This is a genomic window from Streptomyces sp. RKAG337, from assembly GCF_023701715.1.
Taxonomy (GTDB): Bacteria; Actinomycetota; Actinomycetes; order Streptomycetales; family Streptomycetaceae; genus Actinacidiphila.
The window spans coordinates 2,460,395-2,482,016 of record NZ_JAJOZA010000001.1 but is presented as its reverse complement, the minus strand read 5'-3'; the positions used below and the strand labels follow the sequence as shown (position 1 = coordinate 2,482,016).

Genomic DNA, 21,622 nt, shown 5'->3' with positions numbered 1-21,622 from the left:
CACCCGAACCACCCACAGCACCCACGGAACCGGCGAACCACGTGACCTCCTCCTCCCTCCGACCGGCGCAGCGCGCGCCGCACCGGGGGATCGACACGGGCACCGCCGCCTACCGTCTGCTGCGGACCCCGCCCGCGCGGACCGCGCCTCCTGTTCTGGACGCGTCACAGCGCGCGGTGGTTGAGCACCGGTCGGGACCCTTGCTGGTCCTCGCCGGACCGGGCACCGGCAAGACCACGACGCTCGTCGAGGCGGTCGCCGAACGGGTCCGGCTCGGCACCGCCCCCGAGCGGATCCTCGTGCTGACGTTCAGCCGCAAGGCTGCCGTCGAGCTCCGGGACCGGATGGCCGCCCGTATGGGGGGCACGGCCACCGCACAGGCGACCACGTTCCACTCCTTCTGTTACGCCCTGCTCCGCGCGCACCAGGAGCCGGAACTCTTCGCCGATCCGCTGCGGCTGCTGTCCGGGCCCGAGCAGGACCTCGTCGTCCGTGAGCTGCTGGCGGGACAGAGCGCGCTGGAGAAGGACGGCCGCGGCCGGATCCACTGGCCCGACGACCTGCGGGCCGCGCGCACCACCCGCGGCTTCGCGGACGAGGTGCGCGCCGTGCTCGCCCGCAGCCGTGAGCTGGGCCTGGGCCCGGCGGCGCTGCAGGACTTCGCCCGCCGGATCGGCCGCCCGGACTGGTCGGCCGCCGCGTCCTTCCTCGCCGAGTACCTGGACGTGCTCGACCTCCAGGGCGTCCTGGACTACGCCGAGCTGCTGCACCGGGCGGTGCTGCTCGCGGAGCGCCCTGAGGTCTTCGAGGCCCTGGCCGGGCAGTACGACGCCGTCTTCGTCGACGAGTACCAGGACACCGATCCGGCGCAGGTCCGGCTGCTGCGCGCGCTGGCCGGGCAGGGCCGCACCCTCGTCGCTTTCGGTGACCCGGACCAGTCGATCTACGCCTTCCGCGGCGCCGACGTGAACGGCATCCTCGAATTCCCGGACGCCTTCCCGCGCCGCGACGGCCGACCCGCCCCCGTCCACGTCCTCACCGTCTCGCGGCGCGCCGGCGCCGCCCTGCTGGACGCCACCCGCCTCGTCACCCGCCGGATGGCGCTGCCGCGGCTGCCCGCCGCGGCCGTCCGCGCCCACCGCGAGCTGACCGCGGTCCGGGACGGCGGCACGGTCGCCGTCCGCACGTACCCCATGGCGGGCGCCGAGCTCGACGGCATCGCCGACACCCTGCGCCGCGCCCATCTGGAGGACGGCATCCCGTGGCGCGACATGGCCGTCCTGGTCCGGGCCGGCGCCCGTTCCATCCCGGGCCTGCGCCGCGCGCTGACCTCCGCCGGTGTCCCCATCGAGATAGACGGTGACGATCTGCCCCTCCGGCATGAGCCCGCCGTCGCCCCGCTCCTGCTGGCGCTGCGCGTCGCCGCCGCGGGCGCGCAGGGGGCACCCGTCGTACCCGCCCAGACCCGGATCGGCGAGCACGAGGAGCCCGAGGAGTCCGAAGAACCGGAGGAGCCGGCAGAAGCAGAAGAGAACGAAGCCGAATCCACAGGCGAGCCCGATCCCGAACCCGATCCCGATCCCGATCCCGATCCCGACCCCGATCCCGACCCCGCGTCCGTCAGTGTCGAGGACGCGATCACGTTGCTGACGTCACCCCTCGGCGGCATGGACGCCGCGGACCTGCGCCGGCTGGGGCGGGCCCTGCGCGAGGAGGAGCGGGCCGCGGGCCGTGCCGTGCCGCGGCCCTCCGATCTGCTGATCGCGGAGGCGCTGGGGGAGCCGGAGCGGCTGGTGGCGCACGATCCGGCGTACGCGCGTGGCGCGCAGCGGCTCGGGCTGCTGCTGCGGAAGGCGCGGGAGCTGCTGGCGGGCGGCGGCACCGCGGAGCAGGCGCTGTGGGAGCTGTGGGACGGATCGACGTGGCCGCAGCGGCTGGAGCGGTCGGCGACCCGCGGCGGCACGGCCGGGCGGAACGCGGACCGGGACCTGGACGCGGTGTGTGCCCTGTTCGAGACGGCGGCACGCGCCGAGGAGCGGACCGGCGGCCGGGGCGCGCTGAACTTCCTGGAGGAGCTGGACGCGCAGGACATCGCCGCCGACACGCTGAGCCGCCGGGCCGTCCGTACCGACGCCGTACGCCTGATGACCGCGCACCGGTCCAAGGGCCTGGAGTGGCGGCTGGTGGTGGTCGCCGGAGTGCAGGAGGGCCTCTGGCCCGACCTGCGCCGCCGGGGTTCGCTGCTCGAGGCCGACCGGATCGGCCGCGACGGGCTCGCGGAGCCGCTCACCCCCGGCGCGCTGCTGGCCGAGGAGCGGCGGCTGTTCTACGTGGCAGCGACCCGCGCCAAGGAGCGGCTGGTCGTCACCGCGGTCAAGGCGGCGGCGGACGACGGCGACCAGCCGTCCCGCTTCCTGACCGAGCTCGGCGTCGAGCCGCAGGACGTCACGCACCGGGCGCGCCGTCCGCTGGCCGTCTCCGCGCTCGTCGCGGAGTTGCGCGCGACCACCGTCGACCCGGCCGCGTCCCCGGCGCTGCGCGAGGCCGCCGCGCTGCGGCTGGCCCGGCTCGCCTCGCTGAACGACGCCGGGCACGCGCTCGTACCGTCCGCGCACCCCGACCGGTGGTGGGGCCTGTACGAGCCGACGCGCTCGGCCGTTCCGCTGCGCGACCGCGACCAGCCGGTGGCGCTGTCCGGCAGCGCGCTCGACCAGCTCGCCAACACCTGCTCGCTGCAGTGGTTCCTGGGCCGCGAGGTGAAGGCGGAGCCGCCGTCGACCGCCGCGCAGGGCTTCGGCAATGTCGTGCACGTGCTGGCCGACGAGGTCGCCTCCGGGCGGACCCCCGCCGACCTGGACGTACTGATGGCCCGGCTGGACACCGTCTGGGACGCGCTGGCCTTCGACGCGCCGTGGAAGTCCCTCCAGGAGAAGCGGAACGCGCGGGACGCGCTGGAACGCTTCCTGCACTGGCACGTGATGGAGCGCGGCCGGGCGTCCGTCGCCACCGAGCACGGCTTCGACGTCGTCATCGAAGCGGGCGAGGTGCAGGTCAGGATCCGCGGCAGCATGGACCGGGTCGAGGCGGACGCGGACGGCAACGCCTACGTCGTCGACTTCAAGACCGGCAAGTCCAAGCCGACGGCGAAGGAGGTCGAGCGCCACCCGCAGCTCGCCGTCTACCAGCTCGCGGTCCGCGAGGGCGCGGTCGACGAGCTCTTCGGCGGTGACCGCCCGCTGCCGGGCGGCGCCGAACTCGTGCAGCTGCGGCTCGGCGCGGCGAAGAAGGACGGCGGCGACACCGTACCGGCCGTCCAGCGCCAGCAGCCGCTCGCGGAGAAGCGGGTGGAGGCGGCCGAGTCGGTGGAGGCCGGCGGCGAGGGGGAGTGGGTGGTGGAGGACCTGCTGGCCGACGCGGCCGGCCGGGTCCTGGACGAGCGTTTCACCCCGGCCACCGGCCAGCACTGCACGCACTGCGCGTTCCGTGCGGCCTGCAGCGCGCAGCCGGAGGGCCGGCACGTCGTGGAGTGACGGCCGTGGCGTCCCCGCATGCACTTTGCCTCGATCGTGCAACCCTTCCGGCTGTTCGTGCGTCAGTTCGACGTAAGGGCAAGTGCGGGTATGCGGGTTGGTTGAAGGAAAGTGGCCGTCGTGGCGTTGAGGCGCAGTGTTGTCGCAGTCGTAGTGGTCTGCGTTACGGCCGTGGGAGCGCTGTCCGGCTGCCAGGGCACGGCGGAACGCGGCAGGGCGGTCCATGCGGCGTCGAAGCCGGCGACCGCGACCGGCACCACGTCGGACGGTTCGCTGGACGGGCTGACCGCGCCGGAGATATCCCGGCGGATGTGGGAGACGATGAATGCGGCGCGCTCCATGACGCTGGACTTCTCCGGAGTGCTGCGTGCCAAGCCGGCCCAGATGAGGATCGCGATGTCCATGGACGGCAAGTGCGCCGCCGCTGTGCGGCAGGGCGGCTGGACGATGCAGATCATCCGAACGGACGACGGGGCGTCCTACATCAAGGGCGACGCCGGCTACTGGACTTCGCTGGGTGCCAAGGGCAAGTCCATCGGGCAGCTGGCCGGCGGTCGGTGGATCAAGTTCCCCGCCGTCTCGGTCCCGGGCAGGCGGCTGGCCGCATCGTGCGATCTCGACGGCTTCCTCGGCAGGATGAAGCTGGACCACTCCTCTTCCACGAAGAGCGGCACGGGCACGATCGGGCGTCAGCCCGTCGTCACCATCAGGCAGAAGGACTCGGATGGGACCAGCACGCTCTCGGTGGCGGCCAAGGGCAAGCCCTATCTGCTGAAGATCGCGTCGGACAAGGGCGAACTGACCATGGCTTTCGGGGCCTTCGACCAACCGGTCAACGTCACGGCCCCGCCCGCGAACCAGACGGTCGACCTCAGCCTGTTCGGCGGGGACAAGGGCCTCGACGTCTGAGCAGCCCGGGGTCAAACCCGTTGCGCCCGCATGTTTATCTTGTGCTTATCAGCAGGATGCGTGTGGGTGGAGGGGAAATCCGGTGGCAGTACAGCGGAACGTCGTGGCGGCCTCACTGGTCTGTGCGGCGCTGGTGGGCGGAGTGACCGGCTGCGGGGGCGACAAGTCGGACGACGCGGTGATCGGCTCCAAGCCGAAGCCGTCCGGCTCGGCGAGCACCACGGCGGCGACGGGGCTCGACGCCCTGACCGCACAGCAGATCTCGGACAAGGCCGAGGCGGCACTCAAGTCCCTCACCTCGGTGAAGGTGGACTTCGCGATGATCGACAGCGGAAAGCCGATGCAGTTCAAGGCTTCCATGTCCAAGGCGGGCGAGTGCGCCGGTGCGATGAGCCAGGGCAAGTCGACGATGCAGTTCATCGGCACGCACCACACCAGCTACATGAAGGCCAACGACACCTTCTGGCGCGAAGCGGGCGGCAAGGAGGACGGCGACGCCACGGTCGAGCTGCTGCACGGCAAGTGGGTGAAGGTGCCGGGCGACGCCGCCAAGGACAAGGACCTGGCGTCCTTCTGCGACCTGGACTCGTTTCTCGACGGGATCTCGTCGGACGACAATGACGGCACCTTCACCAAGGGCGCCCCGACCACGATCGACGGGCAGCCGGTCGTCACGATCATCCAGAAGAAGGCCGGTGGCTCGGAGAAGACCACCATCTACGTGGCGGCCCAGGGCGAGCCGTACCCGTTGAAGATCGTCAACGAGGGCGGCAAGGAGCCGGGCCACGCCACCTTCGGCGACTTCAACAAGCCGGTCAAGGCGGTGGCCCCGCCGGCCTCCCAGACGGTGGACATCAGCAAGTTCCAGGGCGACGGCGGCAAGAACGTCTGACGGGCGCCTGAGCACGGGCGCCTGAGCACGGGCGCCCGGGCAGGGTCGTATGGGCACGGACACCACGGGTTGACCGCCCGGCGGCAGGGGTCCGTGCCCAGGTGGCCGCCGGCTGTCGGTGGGGCCGGATAGCCTCACTGGGGTGGCAGCACGCATCACGGACCCCGAGCAGCTCAAGGCGCTCCTCGGCATCCCTTTCACCCCGGAGCAGATGGAGTGCGTCACCGCACCTCTCGCCCCGAACGTGATCGTGGCGGGTGCGGGCTCCGGCAAGACGACGGTGATGGCCGCCCGCGTGGTCTGGCTGGTCGGGACGGGGCAGGTCGCCCCGGAGGAAGTGCTCGGCCTGACGTTCACCAACAAGGCCGCCGGTGAGCTCGCCGAGCGGGTCCGCAGGGCGCTCGTCCAGGCCGGGATCACCGATCCGGATCCGATCGGCCCGCCTCCCGGTTCCGGCGAGGCGGCCGGCGAGGGCGCGATCGGTGAGCCGCAGATCTCCACGTATCACGCGTTCGCCGGCCAGCTCCTCAAGGAACACGGGCTGCGCATCGGTCTCGAACCCACCGCTCGGCTGCTCGCCGACGCCACCCGTTACCAGCTCGCCGCCAAGGTGCTGCGGGCCGCGCCCGGCCCGTACCCGGCACTGACCAAGAGCCTGCCGGCCCTGGTCAGCGACCTGCTGGCGCTGGAGGGCGAGCTCAACGAGCACCTCGTCCCGCCCGACCGGCTGCGCGCCCACGACACCGGCTGGCTCGACACCCTGGCCCCCGTCAAGCTCACCAACGCGGACCTGCGCAAGCTGCCGGAGACCGCGCAGGCCCGGCAGGACCTCACCGGGCTCGCCGCCGCCTACCGCGAGCAGAAGCAGCGCCGTGACCTGCTGGACTTCGGCGACCAGATCGCCCTGTCGGCGACCGTGGCCCGCACCCGCCCGGAGGTCGGCAGGATCCTGCGCGAGCAGTACAAGGTGGTGCTGCTCGACGAGTACCAGGACACCTCCGTCGCCCAGCGGCTGCTGCTCGCCGGGCTGTTCGGCGGCGCGGGCACCGGCCACCCGGTCACCGCCGTCGGCGACCCCTGCCAGGCGATCTACGGCTGGCGCGGCGCCTCCGTCGCCAACCTCGACGACTTCCCCGCGCACTTCCCGAACGCCGACGGGACCCCGGCCCGCCGCTTCTCGCTCAGCGAGAACCGGCGCAGCGGCGGCCGCCTCCTGGAGCTCGCCAACGGCCTCGCCACCGAACTGCGCGCCCGGCACGAAGGCGTCGAGGCGCTGCGCCCGGCGCCCGGCGCCGAGCGCGACGGGCTGGTGCGCTGCGCGCTGCTGTCCAGCCAGGCCGAGGAGATCGAGTGGCTGGCGGACTCCCTCGCGCACCTGGTGCGCACCGGCACCGAGCCCGGCGAGATCGCCGTCCTGTGCCGTACGACGGGCCACTTCGCCGACATCCACGCCGCACTGGTCGCCCGGGACATCCCGGTCGAGGTCGTGGGCCTGTCCGGGCTGCTCCATCTGCCCGAGGTCGCCGACCTGGTCGCCGTCTGCGAGGTCCTGCACGACCCGACGGCGAACGCGTCGCTGGTCCGGCTGCTCACCGGTCCCCGCTGGCGGATCGGCGCCCGGGACCTGGCGCTGCTCGGCCGCCGGGCCCGGGTCCTCGTCCGGTTCGGCGCCGGCGGCGCGGAGGACGACCCCGAGCGGCGGCTGGCGGCGGCCGTCGAAGGCGTCGACCCGGCCGAGGTGGTGTCGCTGGCCGACGCCCTGGAGACGTTCCTGGACGGCGACCCGGGCGACGAGCTGCCGTTCTCGCCCGAGGCGCGGGTCCGGTTCGCCCGGCTGGCGGCCGAGATACGGGATCTGCGGCGCGCGCTGGCCGACCCGCTGATGGACGTCCTGCACCGGGTGCTCGCGGTCACCGGCCTGGAGGTCGAGCTGTCCGCGTCCCCGCACGCGCTGGCGGCCCGCCGCAAGGAGACGCTGAACGCGTTCCTGGACATCGCCGCCAACTTCGCCTCCCTCGACGGCGAGGCGACCCTCCTCGCGTTCCTCGGCTTCCTGCGCACCGCCGCCCAGTACGAGAAGGGCCTGGACAGCTCGCTCCCCGGCGGCGAGAACACGGTGAAGGTGCTCACCGCGCACAAGTCGAAGGGCCTGGAATGGGACGTCGTGGCCGTCCCGGGGCTGGTGAAGAAGGGCTTTCCGAACGAGCGCGGCCGCGAGCTGTGGACCGCCAACGCCAAGGTGCTGCCGCACACGCTGCGCGGCGACGCGGCGACCCTCCCCGATGTCGACGAATGGTCGAAGGCGGGCCTCGACCAGTTCCGTGACGCGATGAAGGAGCACAACCGGATCGAGGAACTCCGCCTCGGCTATGTCACCTTCACCCGGCCGCGCTCGCTGCTGCTCGGCTCCGGCTACTGGTGGGGGCCCACCCAGAAGACCCCGTACGGCCCGTCCGCCTTCCTGGACGCGCTGCGCGGGCACTGCGAGGCGGGCCACGGCGAGATCGAGCACTGGACGGAGCCCCCCGAGGACGGCGCTCTCAATCCGGCGCTGCAGACCTCCGTCGAGCACGCCTGGCCGCTCCCGCTCGACCCCACCGCCCTCGACCGCCGCCGCCAGGCGGCCAGGACGGTGCTCGCGTACCTGGACGCGCCGGAGGAGCACGCGTTCGCGGACGCGGAAGCGGGCACGTTCGCGGACGGGGAAGCGGGCACGTTCGCGGACGGGGAAGCGGAGACAGCGGACGAGCCTGCCTGGGCGGACGAGGAGGAGTGGGAGGACGCAGACTGGGACGAGCTCTCGGCGGAGCGTCCCGCAGGCTTCGAGCATCCCGAGCATCCCGAGCATTCCGAGCATTCCGAGCATCCCGGGCGCCCCGAGCTCGATCCGGAGCACGTTCCCGATCCGGGGTCCGATCCGGAGCGTCCCGTCGACCCCGGCCACACGGTCGCCGGCCTCGCCACCGCTGCCGGAGCCCCCGCACGGGCACGCCTGCTCCCCGAGGAGTCCCGACTCGTCGCCTCCTGGGACCGCGACCTCGACGCTCTCGCCGGGGAGCTGCGGCGCGCCCGGGCGACCGTCCGGGACGTGCCGGTGCCTCCCGTCCTCACCGCCTCGCAGCTGATGCGGCTGGCCGCCGACCCGGACGGGTTCGCCCGCGAGCTCGCCCGCCCCATGCCGCGCGCCCCGCAGCCCGCGGCGCGGCGCGGCACCCGTTTCCACGCCTGGGTCGAGTCGCGCTTCGACGAGCGGCCGCTCTTCGCCCCGGAGGACCTGCCCGGTGTCGAGGGCGGTGACGAGATCGACGACGAGCGGGACCTGGCCGCCCTGAAGGAGGCGTTCCTCGGCACCCCGTACGCCGACCTCGCGCCGTACCGCGTCGAGGCGCCCTTCCAACTGGCGCTGGCCGGCCGCATGATCCGCGGCCGGATCGACGCCGTCTACCGCACCGAAGGTGGGGGAGGGGAGTCCGGCGCGGGCGCCACCTACGAGATCGTCGACTGGAAGACCAACCGTTCCCGCTCCGCCGACCCGCTCCAGCTGGCCCTCTACCGGCTCGCCTGGGCCGAGCAGCACCAACTGCCCCTGCACCGGGTGACCGCCGCATTCCTCTATGTCCGTACCGGTGAAGTCGTCAGGCCCGCGTCCCTGCCGGACCGCGCCGCCCTGGAGCGGCTGCTGCTCGACGAGCCGGGCTGATGCCGCCACCTCCGGCCGGAGGGGTCCGGCGCGCCGGTTAGGCTCGACGTCATGAGTACCGCCCCGGACAGCGCAGTCCACGCCTACATCGACGCCCACCGTTCCGCGTTCCTCGCCGACCTCGTCGAGTGGCTGCGGATCCCGTCCGTCTCCGCGGACCCCGACCGTGCGGACGATGTGCTGGGCAGTGCGCGATGGCTGGCGTCGAAGCTGGCGGAGACCGGCTTCCCGACCGCCGAGGTCTGGGAGAGCGACGGGCTGCCGGCGGTCTTCGCCGAGTGGCCGTCCGGCGACCCGCAGGCGCCGACGGTGCTGGTCTACGGTCACCATGACGTGCAGCCCGCCGCCCGCGAGGACGGCTGGGACACCGACCCGTTCGAGCCGCACACCGCCGACGGCCGGATCTACGCCCGGGGCGCGGCCGACGACAAGGGCCAGGTCCTCTTCCACACGCTGGGTCTGCGCGCCCACCTCGCCGCGACCGGCAGGACCGCGCCGGCCGTGAACCTCAAGCTGCTGATCGAGGGCGAGGAGGAGTCCGGCTCGCCGAACTTCCTCACCCTGATCCGGAAGCACGCCGACCGGCTGGCCTGCGACGCGGTGATCGTCTCCGACACCGGCATGTGGTCGGAGGACACCCCGACCGTCTGCACCGGCATGCGCGGTCTGGCCGACTGCCAGGTCGATCTGTACGGGCCCGACCAGGACATCCACTCGGGTTCGTTCGGCGGCGCGGTGCCCAACCCCGCCACCGAGGCCGCCCGGCTGGTCGCCGCGCTGCACGACGACGACCGGCGGGTGGCGATCCCGGGGTTCTACGACGGTGCCGTCGAGCTGACCGCGCGCGAGCGGGAGCTCTTCGCGGCGCTGCCGTTCGAGGAGTCGCGCTGGCTGAGCACCGCCAAGTCCCACGGGGCGCTCGGCGAGGCGGACCACACCACCCTGGAGCGCATCTGGGCCCGGCCGACCGCCGAGGTCAACGGCATCTACGGCGGCTACCAGGGCCCCGGCGGCAAGACCATCGTCCCGGCCTCCGCCCACCTCAAGCTGTCCTTCCGGCTGGTCGCGGGACAGGACGCGGGCGCGGTGCAGCAGCTCGTCACCGACTGGGTCGCCGCCCGGCTCCCGGACGGCATCCGCCACGAGGTCACGTTCTGGGGCACCACCCGCCCCTGCCTGACCCCGCTGGACCACCCGGCGCTGCAGTCGGTCGTCCGGTCGATGGGCCGGGCCTTCCAGCAGGAGATCCTCTTCACCCGCGAGGGCGGTTCAGGGCCTGCCGCGGATCTGCAGGACGTGCTGGGTGTGCCGGTGCTGTTCCTGGGCATCTCCGTACCGTCCGACGGCTGGCACTCGGTGAACGAGAAGGTCGAGCTCGACCTGCTCTTCAAGGGTGTGGAGACCGCCGCCTACCTGTGGGGCGACCTCGCCGAGAACTGGCGTCCCGCCTCCGCCGACGTCACCGGGTGACACCGCCGGCGCCACCGGCGCGCCCCACCGACACCAGTCACTGACAACGACAGCCGCGCTACCGCGTACCGCATGTACGCACGGGGAGTTGGAAGCAGCCTTGTCCGAGATCGACCTGTCAACCCAGCCGCTGGCCCTCGCCCAGACGGGCGTGGACCGCGCCGCCCACCACCGGCTCGACGAGGCCTGGCTGGCCGCCGCCTGGAGCCATCCGACGACCCGGGTCTTCGTTGTCTCCGGCGGCCAGGTCCTGGTCGAGGAGAAGGACGGCACCACCGAACTCGTCATGGTCCCGGCCTTCGACGCACCCGAGACCGAGACCCACCGCTACTTCCTCGGCATCGGCGAGGACGGCGTGCGGTACTTCGCGCTGCAGAAGGACGCGCTGCCGGGCCGGATGGACGACGTGGCGCGGGCGGCCGGGCTGCGTGAGGTGGCCGGGCTGCTCTCCCCGCTGGAGGCCGGCCTGATGGTGCACGCCGTCGCGCTGGAGAACTGGCAGCGGATGCACCGCTTCTGCTCCCGCTGCGGCGAGCGCACGGTCATCGCCGCCGCCGGCCACATCCGGCGCTGCCAGGCGTGCGGTGCCGAGCACTACCCGCGCACCGACCCGGCCGTGATCATGCTGGTGACGGACGACCAGGACCGCGCGCTGCTGGGCCGCCAGGCGCACTGGCCGGAAGGGCGCTTCTCGACGCTCGCGGGCTTCGTGGAGCCGGGCGAGTCGCTGGAGCAGGCCGTGGTCCGCGAGACGGCGGAGGAGGCGGGGGTGGCGGTCGGCGACGTGACATATGTCGCGAGCCAGCCGTGGCCGTTCCCGTCGAGTCTGATGCTCGGCTTCATGGCCCGCGCCACCTCGCCGGACATCCAGGTCGACGGTGAGGAGATCCACGAGGCCCGCTGGTTCTCCCGCGAGGACCTGCGCAAGGGCATCGAGTCCGGGGAGATCCTGCCGCCGGGCGGCATCTCGATCGCCGCCCGTCTGATGGAGCTCTGGTACGGCGGCCCGTTCCCGGCCGCCGGATAGCGCCGCCCCGGACAGCACTCCGCCGGGGCGCGGTCGCGCCCCGGCGGATGCGGGTGGAATCAGACGCCGAGCTGTGGAGTCATACGCCCAGCTGTGGAATCAGACGCCGAGCTTCTGCTTGACCTGCGCCAGCGACGGGTTCGGGAGCGCCGAGCCGTCCGGGAAGAGGACGGTGGGGACCAGCTGGTTGCCGCCGTTGACCTTCTCGACGAACGCCGCGGACTCCGGGTCGTTCTCGATGTTGATCTCCGTGTAGCCGATGCCCTCGCGGTCCATCTGGCCCTTGAGCCGACGGCAGTATCCGCACCAGGTGGTGCTGTACATCGTCACAGTGCCCGACATGGGTGTCCGCTCCTCACAAGCAGGTGGAATCGTCGATCGGAAGAACGCTGACCCTGCTCCGGGCATTCCTGGGCCCCCCGATGTCACCCCTTCCCCACCGCTCGCGGTCCGACAATCGCACCTCGGCTGTGGATAACTTTCCCGACCGCCTCCGCGGACCTGGCAGCATGGCGGGGTGACCGCACCAACGCACACCTCGCTCTTCCCAGCAGTACCGGACTCCCCCGACGCCGTGCTCGACGGGCTCGACCCCGAACAGCGCGAGGTCGCCACCGCCCTGCACGGGCCGGTCTGCGTGCTGGCCGGCGCCGGCACGGGCAAGACCCGGGCGATCACCCACCGGATCGCCTACGGGGTGCGGGCGGGGATACTGCAGCCCGGCAGTGTGCTCGCGGTCACCTTCACCGCCCGCGCGGCGGGGGAGATGCGCGGCCGGCTGCGCCAGCTCGGCGCGGGCGGCGTCCAGGCGCGTACGTTCCACTCCGCCGCGCTGCGCCAGCTCCAGTACTTCTGGCCGCGCGCCATCGGCGGTGAGATGCCGCGGCTCGTCGAGCGCAAGGTCCAGCTCGTCGCCGAGGCCGGCGCCCGCTGCCGGATCCGGCTGGACCGCAGCGAGCTGCGGGACGTGACGGGCGAGATCGAATGGTGCAAGGTCACCCAGACCGTTCCCGAGGACTACCCGGCGGCCGCCGCGAAGTCCGGCCGTGAGGTCCCCCGGGACCCGGCCGAGATCGCCAAGATCTACACGGCGTACGAGCAGCTCAAGCGGGACCGCGGCGTCATCGACTTCGAGGACGTGCTGCTGCTCACCGTGGGCGTCCTGCAGGAGCGCCCGGACGTCGCGGACACCATCCGCTCCCAGTACCAGCACTTCGTCGTCGACGAGTACCAGGACGTCAGCCCGCTCCAGCAGCGGCTGCTGGACCTGTGGCTGGGCGGCCGGGACACCATCTGCGTGGTCGGGGACGCCTCCCAGACCATCTACTCCTTCACCGGCGCCACCCCGGACTACCTGCTCGGCTTCCGCTCCCGGCACCCGGAAGCCACCGTCGTGAAGCTCGTCCGCGACTACCGCTCCACCCCCCAGGTGGTGCAGCTGGCCAACGGGCTGCTCTCCCAGGCCAAGGGCCAGGCGGCCCAGCACCGGCTGGAACTGGTCTCGCAGCGCGAGCCGGGCCCCGAGCCCGGCTACACCGAGTACGTGGACGAGCCCACCGAGGCCGAGGGCACCGCCCGCCGGATCAAGGAGCTCATCGCCGGCGGGGTGCGGCCCAGCGAGATCGCCATCCTGTACCGCATCAACGCCCAGTCCGAGGTCTACGAGCAGGCGCTCGCCGACGCCGGGGTGCCGTACCAGCTGCGCGGGGCGGAGCGGTTCTTCGACCGCCCCGAGGTCCGCGAGGCCGGGCTGCTGCTGCGCGGCGCCGCCCGCGCCGGAGCCGGTTCCGATCCGGGGATGGCCGGCACGGAAGTGCCCGAGCACGTCAGGGCCGTCCTCAGCTCCCGCGGCTGGACGGCCGAGGCCCCCGCAGGATCGGGCGCGGTCCGGGACCGCTGGGAATCGCTGGCCGCGCTGGTCCGGCTCGCCGACGACTTCGCGCTGGCCCGCCCCGAGGCCACCCTGTCGGATCTCGTCGCGGAGCTGGACGAGCGGGCGAGCGCCCAGCACGCCCCGACGGTCGAGGGCGTCACCCTCGCCTCGCTGCACGCCGCCAAGGGCCTGGAGTGGGACGCGGTGTTCCTCGTCGGGCTGACCGAGGGCATGATGCCGATCACGTACGCCAAGACCGACGAGCAGGTCGAGGAGGAGCGCCGGCTGCTGTACGTCGGCGTCACCCGGGCCCGGCTCCATCTGTTCCTGTCCTGGGCGCTCTCCCGCTCGCCCGGCGGACGCGCCACCCGCAAGCCCTCACGCTTCCTGGACGGCCTGCGGCCCGGTTCCGCGACGCGCGGCACCGGAAACCGCTTCGCGGCCGGTACGGGTGGCATCGAGCGCGGGGTCGCCGCCGCCAAGCGCAAGCGCGGCCCGGTGCGCTGCCGGGTCTGCGGTCGCACCCTGTCGGAGGCGGGCGAGATCAAGCTGATGCGCTGCGAGGACTGCCCGTCCGATCTGGACGAGGGGCTGTACGAGCGGCTGCGCGACTGGCGCATGGAGCAGGCCAGGGAGCTGGGCCAGCCCGCGTACTGTGTCTTCACCGACAAGACGCTGCTGGCCATCGCCGAGGTCCGGCCCGGGGGACCGGCCGAGCTCTCCGCGATCGCCGGAGTCGGCAGCCGAAAGCTGGACAAGTACGGCGCCGAGGTCCTGGCGCTCTGCACCGGCGGGGATGCCGGCACCGGAGCCGGTGACGAAGCTGTTGCAGAAGAACCAGAAAAATAGTTTGCGCCCGGCGAGGAAGTCCCCATAGCCTTCCGGAGCACGGTCACTGCGGCTCTTCCAAGAGCCGGGGAGATCGTGATGTACTGACCAAGCACCACAGGCCCTACGAGACGCCGAGAGGAGGCGAAGACCCGTGACCATCAACTTCGAGAACGTGAAAATGACCGATCGTCCGGTCGTCGTCGCCACCTGCCCGCTCGGCTCCCCGCTGCCCGGCACCGGTATGTCCGGTGCCCCGGCTCTGCGCCTGGCTTCCATCGCGGAACTCTCGATCCGCGAGCGCAGTGAGCGAGCGACCAAGGCACCGGCAGTACGGGAGACAAAGGCCCAGGCCTATGTCTTCGCGCCCGGCGGTGCCGGTCACAGCACAAATGGACAGAAGCAGCAGCACCTCTCGATGTGGGCCTTCCGCGGGCTCGAACCCTGGAGCGATCCAGTCTGATCGACGATCAGACCGGCACCTTCCAGGGCCGCGGAATCCCAGACCGGGATCCGCGGCCCTTTTGTTTTCTCCAGCCGAACCACCGGCCCACCCGGCCGGACCAGACAGACGAGGAACACCAAGACCGTGCATGCCACCCCGCACGCCCCGTCCGTATCGCCCACAGACCCGCTCCCCCCGCCCGCGGTCCACTCGGAGGTCCCGTTGCTGCCCCTGACCGAGCTCGATGACGAAATCGAGCGCCTCGGTGTACCCGTCCCCTGCCGGACCTACGACCCGGAGGTCTTCTTCGCGGAGTCCCCGGCCGACGTCGAGTACGCCAAGTCGCTGTGCCAGACCTGTCCCGTCCGCGAGGCCTGCCTCGCCGGTGCGAAGGACCGCCGTGAGCCTTGGGGCGTCTGGGGTGGAGAGCTCTTCATCCAGGGCGTCGTCGTAGCCCGCAAGCGGCCCCGTGGCCGTCCGCGCAAGAACGCAGTAGCGGTGTGAACACCAACGCCGTAGGAACCGTCGACCGACCCCTGACGCACGACCCGAAGAAGCAGGTCCCCATGAACCCCTCCACAGAAGTGGCGCACGCCACCGAAGCCTCCCGACACACCTCCGGCGCGTACAGCGCCCGCCAGAACAGGAACCTCGAAATGCAACTCATGCCAGAAGCCTTGGCACGTGCCCATATGCAACAACGCCTCTACGAGGCAGAGCACGAACGTCAGGCCCTTCGACTGGTGTCGGCCCGCCGGCTCCAGCGCCGGGCCGAACGAGTGTCGCTGCGCGCCCGCCGTGCGCTGGCGATGGCCGTCATGCAGTAATCAGCGGCAGACACGCTCCAACGGCCGCACACCAGCGGCCGGGTAACACCACTCCGTGCCACAGCGAACACCGCGGGGCCGGTCCGAAAGGACCGGCCCCGCGGTGCGTTACGGCGTATTTACGGGCACTGGGAGAGGTATCGTCGCCAAGTGGACCAGAAGACTCAGCACAACCGGGTCGGGACTGCCCAGACAACGACGTGCGCGCGCTGCGGTGCCGTCGAAGAGGGTCTGCCGATCACCTGGACCTGCTCCGTGGAGAACAGCCGGCGCGTCTATTTCTGTGACCGGTGCGGCCGGGAGAACCTCCGCAGTATCGAAGGTCGTCTCGACTCCTCCTGGTGGTAGCTGCCCGCGCGGTGGTCACGCCGACTCCGCCGCCCCACCGGCGTCGAAGCCCGGCAGCCACTCCAGCAGTTCGTCGCGCAGCCGCACCGTCGCGCCCAGCTGGCACAGGACGCCGATGGTGCTCAAGGTCACGCGGTGGATCAGCAGATACGACGGCGGCAGGTTCAGCTGCTTGCCCAACTGATGGGCGGGCGAGCGCGGATCGGCGATCCGTGCCGCCTGTGCCCGCATCCAGCTGCGGACGAAGGTGAACTCCTCGGATCCGGCCGGCTCGATGATCGGCCGCAGATAGTCCAGCACCGCGTCCGGGCGCAGCTTGATCGACGGCCGGACGAAGCCCTCCTGGCGGAGCATCGCGTGCACCGACTCGGCGTCGCCCTCCAGCGCCAGCCGCAGCGCGGTGCCGATCGGCAGCGGCAGCCCGTCGGGCAGCCGGTCCACCGTTCCGAAGTCCAGCACGCCCAGCCGCCAGCCCTCGGCGGGGCCGCCGTCCACCAGCAGCCGGAAGTTTCCGGGGTGCGGGTCGGCGTGCAGCAGCCCGGTACGCGCCGGGCCCGCGAACAGGAAGCGCGCCAGCAGCTGGCCGGCCCGGTCCCGCTGCTCCTGGGTGCCCTTGGCGATCACCTCGGCCATGGGCACGCCGTCCATCCACTCGGTGACCAGGACCTGATCGGCCTGGTGCACCACGTCGGGCACCGAGACATCGGGGTCGCCGGCGAACTCCGCGGCATGGGCGTGCTGTGCCTGTGCCTCCAGCTCGTAGTCCAGCTCCTCCGAGACCCGGGCGCGCAGCTCGGCGATGAGCGGCTTGATGTCCATCCCCGGGATGAGCGGGCCGAACAGCCGGGCCACCCGGCCCAGTTGGGACAGGTCGGAGAGGAGGGCCGCCCCGGCGCCCGGGTACTGCACCTTCACCGCCACCGCCCGGCCGTCGTGCCACACCGCGCGGTGCACCTGGCCGATCGAGGCGGCCGCGGCCGGAGTCTCGTCGAATTCGGTGAACAGCTCCCGCCAGTCCGCGCCCAGCCGCTCGGCCAGCACCTTGCGCACGGTGCCGACGGGCATCGGCGGCGCGGAGTCCTGCAGTTTGGTGAGCGCGGCCCGGTACGGACCGGCCACGTCCTCGGGCAGCGCGGCCTCGAACACCGACAGCGCCTGGCCGAACTTCATGGCCCCGCCCTTGAGCTCTCCGAGCACCTTGAACAGCTGCTCGGCCGTGCGTTCCTGCAGTTCGCTCGCGACGACCTCGGCGGGACGACCGCCCAGCCGCTTGCCCAGCCCGAGTGTGGCGCGGCCCGCGAACCCCAGGGGGAGCGCGGCCAGTTTCGCGGTGCGAGTCACCGCCTTACGAGGAAGATCAGACATGCGCTCCTCTTTCCCGTCGGTCACCCGGCCATTGTGCCTCTCCGCACTCGCGGCGCGGCGGGCAGCACCGTCCTCGCGTCGCTTCCGGCACCACACCCGCATCTGATGTCACCGGGAACCGGTCGTACTTCCATGGACAGCCGGGCCAGCGCGATCTCCACCCGGGCCCCGGAGCTCGGGGGGCTGCCGCCGTCGAGGAAGGCCAGCGCATGGGCGGCGGCGAGCCCCGCGACCGTCGTCGCCAGGGCGATGTCGCAGGCCGGGACCGCGGGCGCCCGGCCCGATCTGAGCTGGGCGAGCATCCGCGGCCACGCGGGATCCGCGTCCGCCAGCCGCAGCGCCAGACAGCCCGCACAACCGGTACGACCCGGAACGACGAGCGGGCCGACCACTCCCATCCCCTCGACGACGCCCGTATAGAGGTGCGGGATGCCCGCCGCGAGCAGCCGCTCCGCCTCCCGGGGCTCCGGGGCGTAGGCCGCCAGCCCGTCGCGCGGGGCCACCACGACCAGCGACAGCCGGGAATCCTCCGGCTCCCGCCCGGGTCCGTACCCGGATCCCGGTCCGCGCCCGGCCCGGGGTCCCCGCCGGCCGAGCGCCGCCGCGCGCGGATCGGGCGCGGCCCGGCGCACCGCCCCGCGGGCCGCCGCGTCCCGCCGCTCACCGATGTGCTCGGCCGGGATCCCGGCCGGGCTCACGTCCCACGGCTCGACCCGTCCGCCGTCCAGCACCTCCACCCGGCCGACGCCGGCCGCCGACAGCAGCGCGGCGACGGCCGCCCCGACCCGGCCCGCGCCGCGGACCCGCACCCGCGCCGCCCGCCGGTCCCGCATCCGGCCGGCCGCGCCGCCGGGACCCGCGTGTACGACGGACAGCGCGGCGAGGTCGGGCCGCAGCCGGTCGATCGCCGCCGTCCGGTGCCGGACCGCCTCGGACAGCCGGGCATGCGCCGCCGCATCGTCCAGCACGCCGCCCTCGGCGAGCAGCCCCAGCAGCTGCCGGACCTGCTGCGCTCCCAGCCCCAGCGCCTCGGCGTCCCGGGTCAGCAGGGCCGCCCCGCGGGTGCCGTCCAGCAGATCCAGGAATCCCGCCGCCGCGCCGTCGACCGAGTCCAGGACGACCGCGTGCGCCGGATCAATTCCGAACTGCACGCTCTCGCGGTTGCGCCAACTGCGCCGCATGGCGGTTTTGAGCATGGGACGCATGGCCACCCCCGGTGGATCACCGCGAATCCATTCAAGATCCGCGTCAGTTCCGCATCGCTGTAATGCGGCAGTCACAGAATGCACGCGGCCGCCGACGGTGACGAAAAGTTATCCACAGGTTGTGAGGGATAGTCGTTCAATATGCGCACGAAGCGCGGTGATTCCCTCGCCGACCGGCCTGGGGACGGGACTTCGCGGACCCCCACCCGGTAACGTCGGAGCGTGCCCGCCGACCCCGCGCATGACCTCTCCAGCCAGCAGTCCCTCACCTCCCGGACGAGTGAGGTCGAAGTGCGCCGCAGCGCCCGAAGGCGCCGGACGGTCTCGGCCTACCGCGAGGGGGACCGCACCGTCGTCCTCATCCCGGCCCGGATGTCGGTCGCGGAGGAGCAACGCTGGGTGACGGTGATGCTCGAGAAGCTCGCGGCGCAGGAGAGCAAGCGGATCCTCGGCGACGACGAGCTGTCCGCCCGCGCCGCCCAGCTCTCCGAGCAGTATCTGGACGCCCGAGCCGAACCGGACAGCGTCCGCTGGGTCACCAACCAGAACTCCCGCTGGGGGTCCTGCACGCCCTCGGAGGGCAGCATCCGGCTCTCGCACCGGCTGCAGGGCATGCCCGAGTACGTCATCGACTACGTTCTGCTGCACGAACTCGCGCATCTGCTGGTACCGGGCCACGGCCCGAGCTTCTGGAAGCTGCTGGAGTCGTATCCGCGGACCGAACGCGCCCGCGGATATCTGGAGGGGGTCGTGGCGGCCGGCCGGCTGCCGGAGCTGCCCACCGCCCGCGAGGAATAGCCGCTGTCGGGGCCAGGGGCTAGCCTGTCGCAACGCACATGTATTTACGGGATGGGGGACGGTCGTTCGTATGGCCAGGGAATTCCAGCGTGGCCACAAGGCCAAGATCAGTGATCTCACGGCGGGGACGGATCTGTACATCGGTGTGCAGATCGCCGGACCCGGCCTGTCGTTCGACATCAGCTGCTTCGGGCTCGACGAGAAGGAGCAACTGTCCGACGACAGTTACTTCATCTTCTTCAACCAGCCCAAGTCGCCCGAGGAATCCATCCAGCAGCTCGGCGCGCAGGCGGGGGACAGCGAGTCCTTCCGTGTGACGCTCGACCGGATTCCCCCCAAGATCCGCAAGCTCTCCTTCACCGCGACCATCGACGGCAACGGCCAGATGTCGCAGGTCGGGCCCGGGTACATCCGGATCGTCGCCGGCGGTGAGGAAGTCGCGCGCTACAGCTTCACCGGCGCCGAGTTCAGCACCGAGCGCGCGGTGATGCTCGCCGACGTGTACCTCAAGGACGTCTGGCGCTTCGCCGCCGTCGGCCAGGGCTTCGACGGCGGACTGGACGCGCTGCTGCGCAACTTCGGCGGCGAGGTCGCCGAAGAGGCGCCGGCGGCCGCGCCTCCGCAGCAGGCCGGGGCCCCGGGCTTCGCGCCGCCGCCCGGCGGTGCCGCGCCCGCCCCCTCGTTCGGCGCGCCGGCCGGCCCGCCGCAGCCCGCGCCGGCCTTCGGAGGCCCGCCCGGAGCCCCGCAGCCCGCGCCCGCCTTCGGCGGTCCCGCCGCCGGGCAGGGGTTCACGCCGCCCCCGGGCAACCCGTCGATACACCAGCAGCAGACCATGATCGCGCCGCTGGCGACCCCACCGCCGGCGCCAGGCCAGCCGCAGTTCGGCCAGGTCCCGCCGCCGGGACCGCCCCCGGGCCAGCAGTTCGGCCAGCCTCCCGGCCCGCCGCAGTACGGGCAGCCGCAGTTCGGCCAGCCGCCGGGCCAGCCGCAGTTCGGTCAGGTACCGGGCCAGCCGGCACCGTACGGCCAGCCGCCGGCGGGCCAGCCGGCCGGCGGGATCTCCGGCGCCATGCAGAAGTTCCGTGAGACGCCCACCGGCCAGCGGTGGACGCAGCAGAACAACAAGATGATGCGGGCCGACCTCTCACAGGCCGGCGGCCAGCCGGTGCTCGCCCGCCAGGGCAGCATGGTGCTCTACCAGGGCAAGGTCGAATACAGCTACAAGGGCGCCGGGTTCGCCGGCCGGATCGTCGGCGGCGCCACCGGCCAGGAGATGCAGCTGATGCGCTGCACCGGCCAGGGCCAGGTCTTCTTCGCGGAGAACGGCGCCCACCTGCACCCGATCGAACTCCAGGGCGACGCCATCTGCGTCTCCTCGGAGAACGTGCTCGCCTTCGACGAGAGCCTGCAGTACGAAGTGCGCAGGATCGAGGGCCACGGCATCCCCGGCGGCGCGCTCTTCACGATGCAGTTCCAGGGCACCGGAACGATCATCGTCAAGACCCATGGCACCCCCGTGGTGCTGCCCGTCACCCCGACCACGTACGCGGACTGCAATGCGATCGTCGCCTGGTCGGCGGCCTCCCAGGTGATCATCTCCAGCCAGGTCCGGCTGCGGAGGAACGCCTACCCCGGCCACAGCGGAGAGACCGTGAACCTCCAGTTCCGCGGCGCTCCCGGCAACTTCATCGTCGTCCAGCCCTACGAGGTGTGACCCGCAATGGACCAGCAGATGATCGCGGGCTACGCACCGACCCCGGTGTCCGCCCGGATGGAGACCCACGGCTCGGCGATGCTCAAGGTCGCCATGCAGACCGGCCAGGACCTGTTCGCCCGTACCGGCTCGATGGTCGCGTACGAGGGCTTCGTCCAGTACGAGCCCAATCCGCCGGCCGTCCGGCAGATGGCCTCGCAGTGGCTCACCGGTGAGGGCGCCCCGCTGATGAAGTGCACCGGCGACGGGCTGCTCTATCTGGCCGACTACGGCGCCGACGTGGTGTGCGTCAATCTCAACAACGAGTCCCTGTCGGTCAACGGCACCAACCTGCTCGCCTTCGACGCGCACCTCCAGTGGGGCGTCGAGCGGGTCAAGGGGCTCGCCAAGTTCGCCGGCCAGGGCCTGTTCAACGTGGGGGTGAAGGGCACCGGCTGGGTCGCCATCACCTCCCGCGGCACACCGATCGTCGTCGACTGCGGAAGCGGCGCCGACGAGACCTACGTCGACCCGGACGCGCTCGTCGCCTGGTCGTCGGGGCTCAAGATGAAGGCCAAGCGCAGCTTCAAGGCGTCCTCCCTGATCGGGCGGGGCAGCGGCGAGGCGTTCCAGATCGCGTTCTCCGGCCAGGGCTTCGTCGTCGTACAGCCCAGCGAGGACAGCACAGACCGCCTCCGGGCACGGGGCTGAG

The 21,622-nt window shown here is 72.3% G+C and carries 17 protein-coding genes; 14 read left to right on the top strand and 3 right to left on the bottom strand.

The window, feature by feature from the left end:
- The first annotated feature begins 89 nt into the window (after positions 1 to 89).
- The 6 genes from LNW73_RS10670 to nudC all read left to right on the top strand — a co-directional run bounded on the left by LNW73_RS10670 (position 90) and on the right by nudC (position 11,528).
- Positions 90 to 3,530, top strand: coding sequence for an ATP-dependent helicase (locus LNW73_RS10670; protein WP_250992874.1), 3,441 nt, complete (start codon positions 90 to 92; stop codon positions 3,528 to 3,530).
- Between the two features lie 171 nt (positions 3,531 to 3,701).
- On the top strand, positions 3,702 to 4,439 hold the full coding sequence (locus LNW73_RS10665) for a hypothetical protein (RefSeq protein ID WP_250989759.1): 738 nt from the start codon (positions 3,702 to 3,704) through the stop codon (positions 4,437 to 4,439).
- Between the two features lie 82 nt (positions 4,440 to 4,521).
- Positions 4,522 to 5,331, top strand: coding sequence for a hypothetical protein (locus LNW73_RS10660; protein WP_250989758.1), 810 nt, complete (start codon positions 4,522 to 4,524; stop codon positions 5,329 to 5,331).
- A gap of 142 nt (positions 5,332 to 5,473) precedes the next feature.
- Positions 5,474 to 9,031 (top strand): UvrD-helicase domain-containing protein, encoded by a 3,558-nt coding sequence (locus LNW73_RS10655; RefSeq protein ID WP_250989757.1) that lies wholly within the window; start codon positions 5,474 to 5,476, stop codon positions 9,029 to 9,031.
- A gap of 51 nt (positions 9,032 to 9,082) precedes the next feature.
- Complete coding sequence (locus LNW73_RS10650) at positions 9,083 to 10,501, top strand: M20/M25/M40 family metallo-hydrolase (RefSeq protein WP_250977608.1); 1,419 nt, start codon at positions 9,083 to 9,085, stop codon at positions 10,499 to 10,501.
- 88 nt (positions 10,502 to 10,589) lie between these two features.
- Positions 10,590 to 11,528: an NAD(+) diphosphatase gene (nudC, locus tag LNW73_RS10645; protein WP_374118073.1), complete on the top strand. Its 939-nt coding sequence runs from the start codon at positions 10,590 to 10,592 to the stop codon at positions 11,526 to 11,528.
- Between the two features lie 99 nt (positions 11,529 to 11,627).
- On the opposite strand, the gene LNW73_RS10640 is transcribed toward nudC, so the two are convergent.
- Complete coding sequence (locus tag LNW73_RS10640; RefSeq protein WP_138350959.1) at positions 11,628 to 11,870, bottom strand: mycoredoxin; 243 nt, start codon at positions 11,868 to 11,870, stop codon at positions 11,628 to 11,630.
- A gap of 175 nt (positions 11,871 to 12,045) precedes the next feature.
- Between LNW73_RS10640 and LNW73_RS10635 the strand changes: the two genes are divergently transcribed.
- The 5 genes from LNW73_RS10635 (at position 12,046) to LNW73_RS36320 (ending at position 15,849) form a co-directional block, all read left to right on the top strand.
- Positions 12,046 to 14,250 (top strand): ATP-dependent DNA helicase UvrD2, encoded by a 2,205-nt coding sequence (locus LNW73_RS10635; RefSeq protein ID WP_250989756.1) that lies wholly within the window; start codon positions 12,046 to 12,048, stop codon positions 14,248 to 14,250.
- Between the two features lie 160 nt (positions 14,251 to 14,410).
- Complete coding sequence (locus tag LNW73_RS10630) at positions 14,411 to 14,692, top strand: hypothetical protein (RefSeq protein WP_250992872.1); 282 nt, start codon at positions 14,411 to 14,413, stop codon at positions 14,690 to 14,692.
- A 126-nt stretch (positions 14,693 to 14,818) separates the two neighbouring features.
- Complete coding sequence (locus LNW73_RS10625) at positions 14,819 to 15,178, top strand: WhiB family transcriptional regulator (RefSeq protein ID WP_164298475.1); 360 nt, start codon at positions 14,819 to 14,821, stop codon at positions 15,176 to 15,178.
- Between the two features lie 62 nt (positions 15,179 to 15,240).
- Positions 15,241 to 15,501, top strand: coding sequence for a hypothetical protein (locus LNW73_RS10620; RefSeq protein ID WP_250980319.1), 261 nt, complete (start codon positions 15,241 to 15,243; stop codon positions 15,499 to 15,501).
- Positions 15,502 to 15,651: 150 nt separating this feature from the next.
- Positions 15,652 to 15,849 (top strand): hypothetical protein, encoded by a 198-nt coding sequence (locus LNW73_RS36320; protein ID WP_138350955.1) that lies wholly within the window; start codon positions 15,652 to 15,654, stop codon positions 15,847 to 15,849.
- A 15-nt stretch (positions 15,850 to 15,864) separates the two neighbouring features.
- Here LNW73_RS36320 and LNW73_RS10610 read toward each other — a convergent pair whose 3' ends face one another.
- Together LNW73_RS10610 and LNW73_RS10605 are read right to left on the bottom strand one after the other, a co-directional pair.
- Positions 15,865 to 17,214: an ABC1 kinase family protein gene (locus LNW73_RS10610; protein WP_250989755.1), complete on the bottom strand. Its 1,350-nt coding sequence runs from the start codon at positions 17,212 to 17,214 to the stop codon at positions 15,865 to 15,867.
- Positions 17,215 to 17,234: 20 nt separating this feature from the next.
- The gene (locus LNW73_RS10605; protein WP_250989754.1) at positions 17,235 to 18,419 is read right to left on the bottom strand and encodes a TOMM precursor leader peptide-binding protein; all 1,185 of its coding nucleotides are present in this window, start codon (positions 18,417 to 18,419) and stop codon (positions 17,235 to 17,237) included.
- A gap of 222 nt (positions 18,420 to 18,641) precedes the next feature.
- Here LNW73_RS10605 and LNW73_RS10600 point away from each other — a divergent pair, with 222 nt between their 5' ends.
- From LNW73_RS10600 to LNW73_RS10590, 3 genes are all read left to right on the top strand, one after another.
- A complete protein-coding gene (locus LNW73_RS10600; protein WP_250989753.1) occupies positions 18,642 to 19,217 on the top strand; it encodes a M48 metallopeptidase family protein in 576 nt (191 codons plus the stop codon).
- 70 nt (positions 19,218 to 19,287) lie between these two features.
- A complete protein-coding gene (locus tag LNW73_RS10595; protein WP_250989752.1) occupies positions 19,288 to 20,931 on the top strand; it encodes a TerD family protein in 1,644 nt (547 codons plus the stop codon).
- Positions 20,932 to 20,937: 6 nt separating this feature from the next.
- Entirely contained in the window at positions 20,938 to 21,621 is a 684-nt protein-coding gene (locus tag LNW73_RS10590; RefSeq protein WP_138350950.1) for an AIM24 family protein, read from the top strand.
- The last annotated feature ends 1 nt before the right edge of the window (position 21,622 follow it).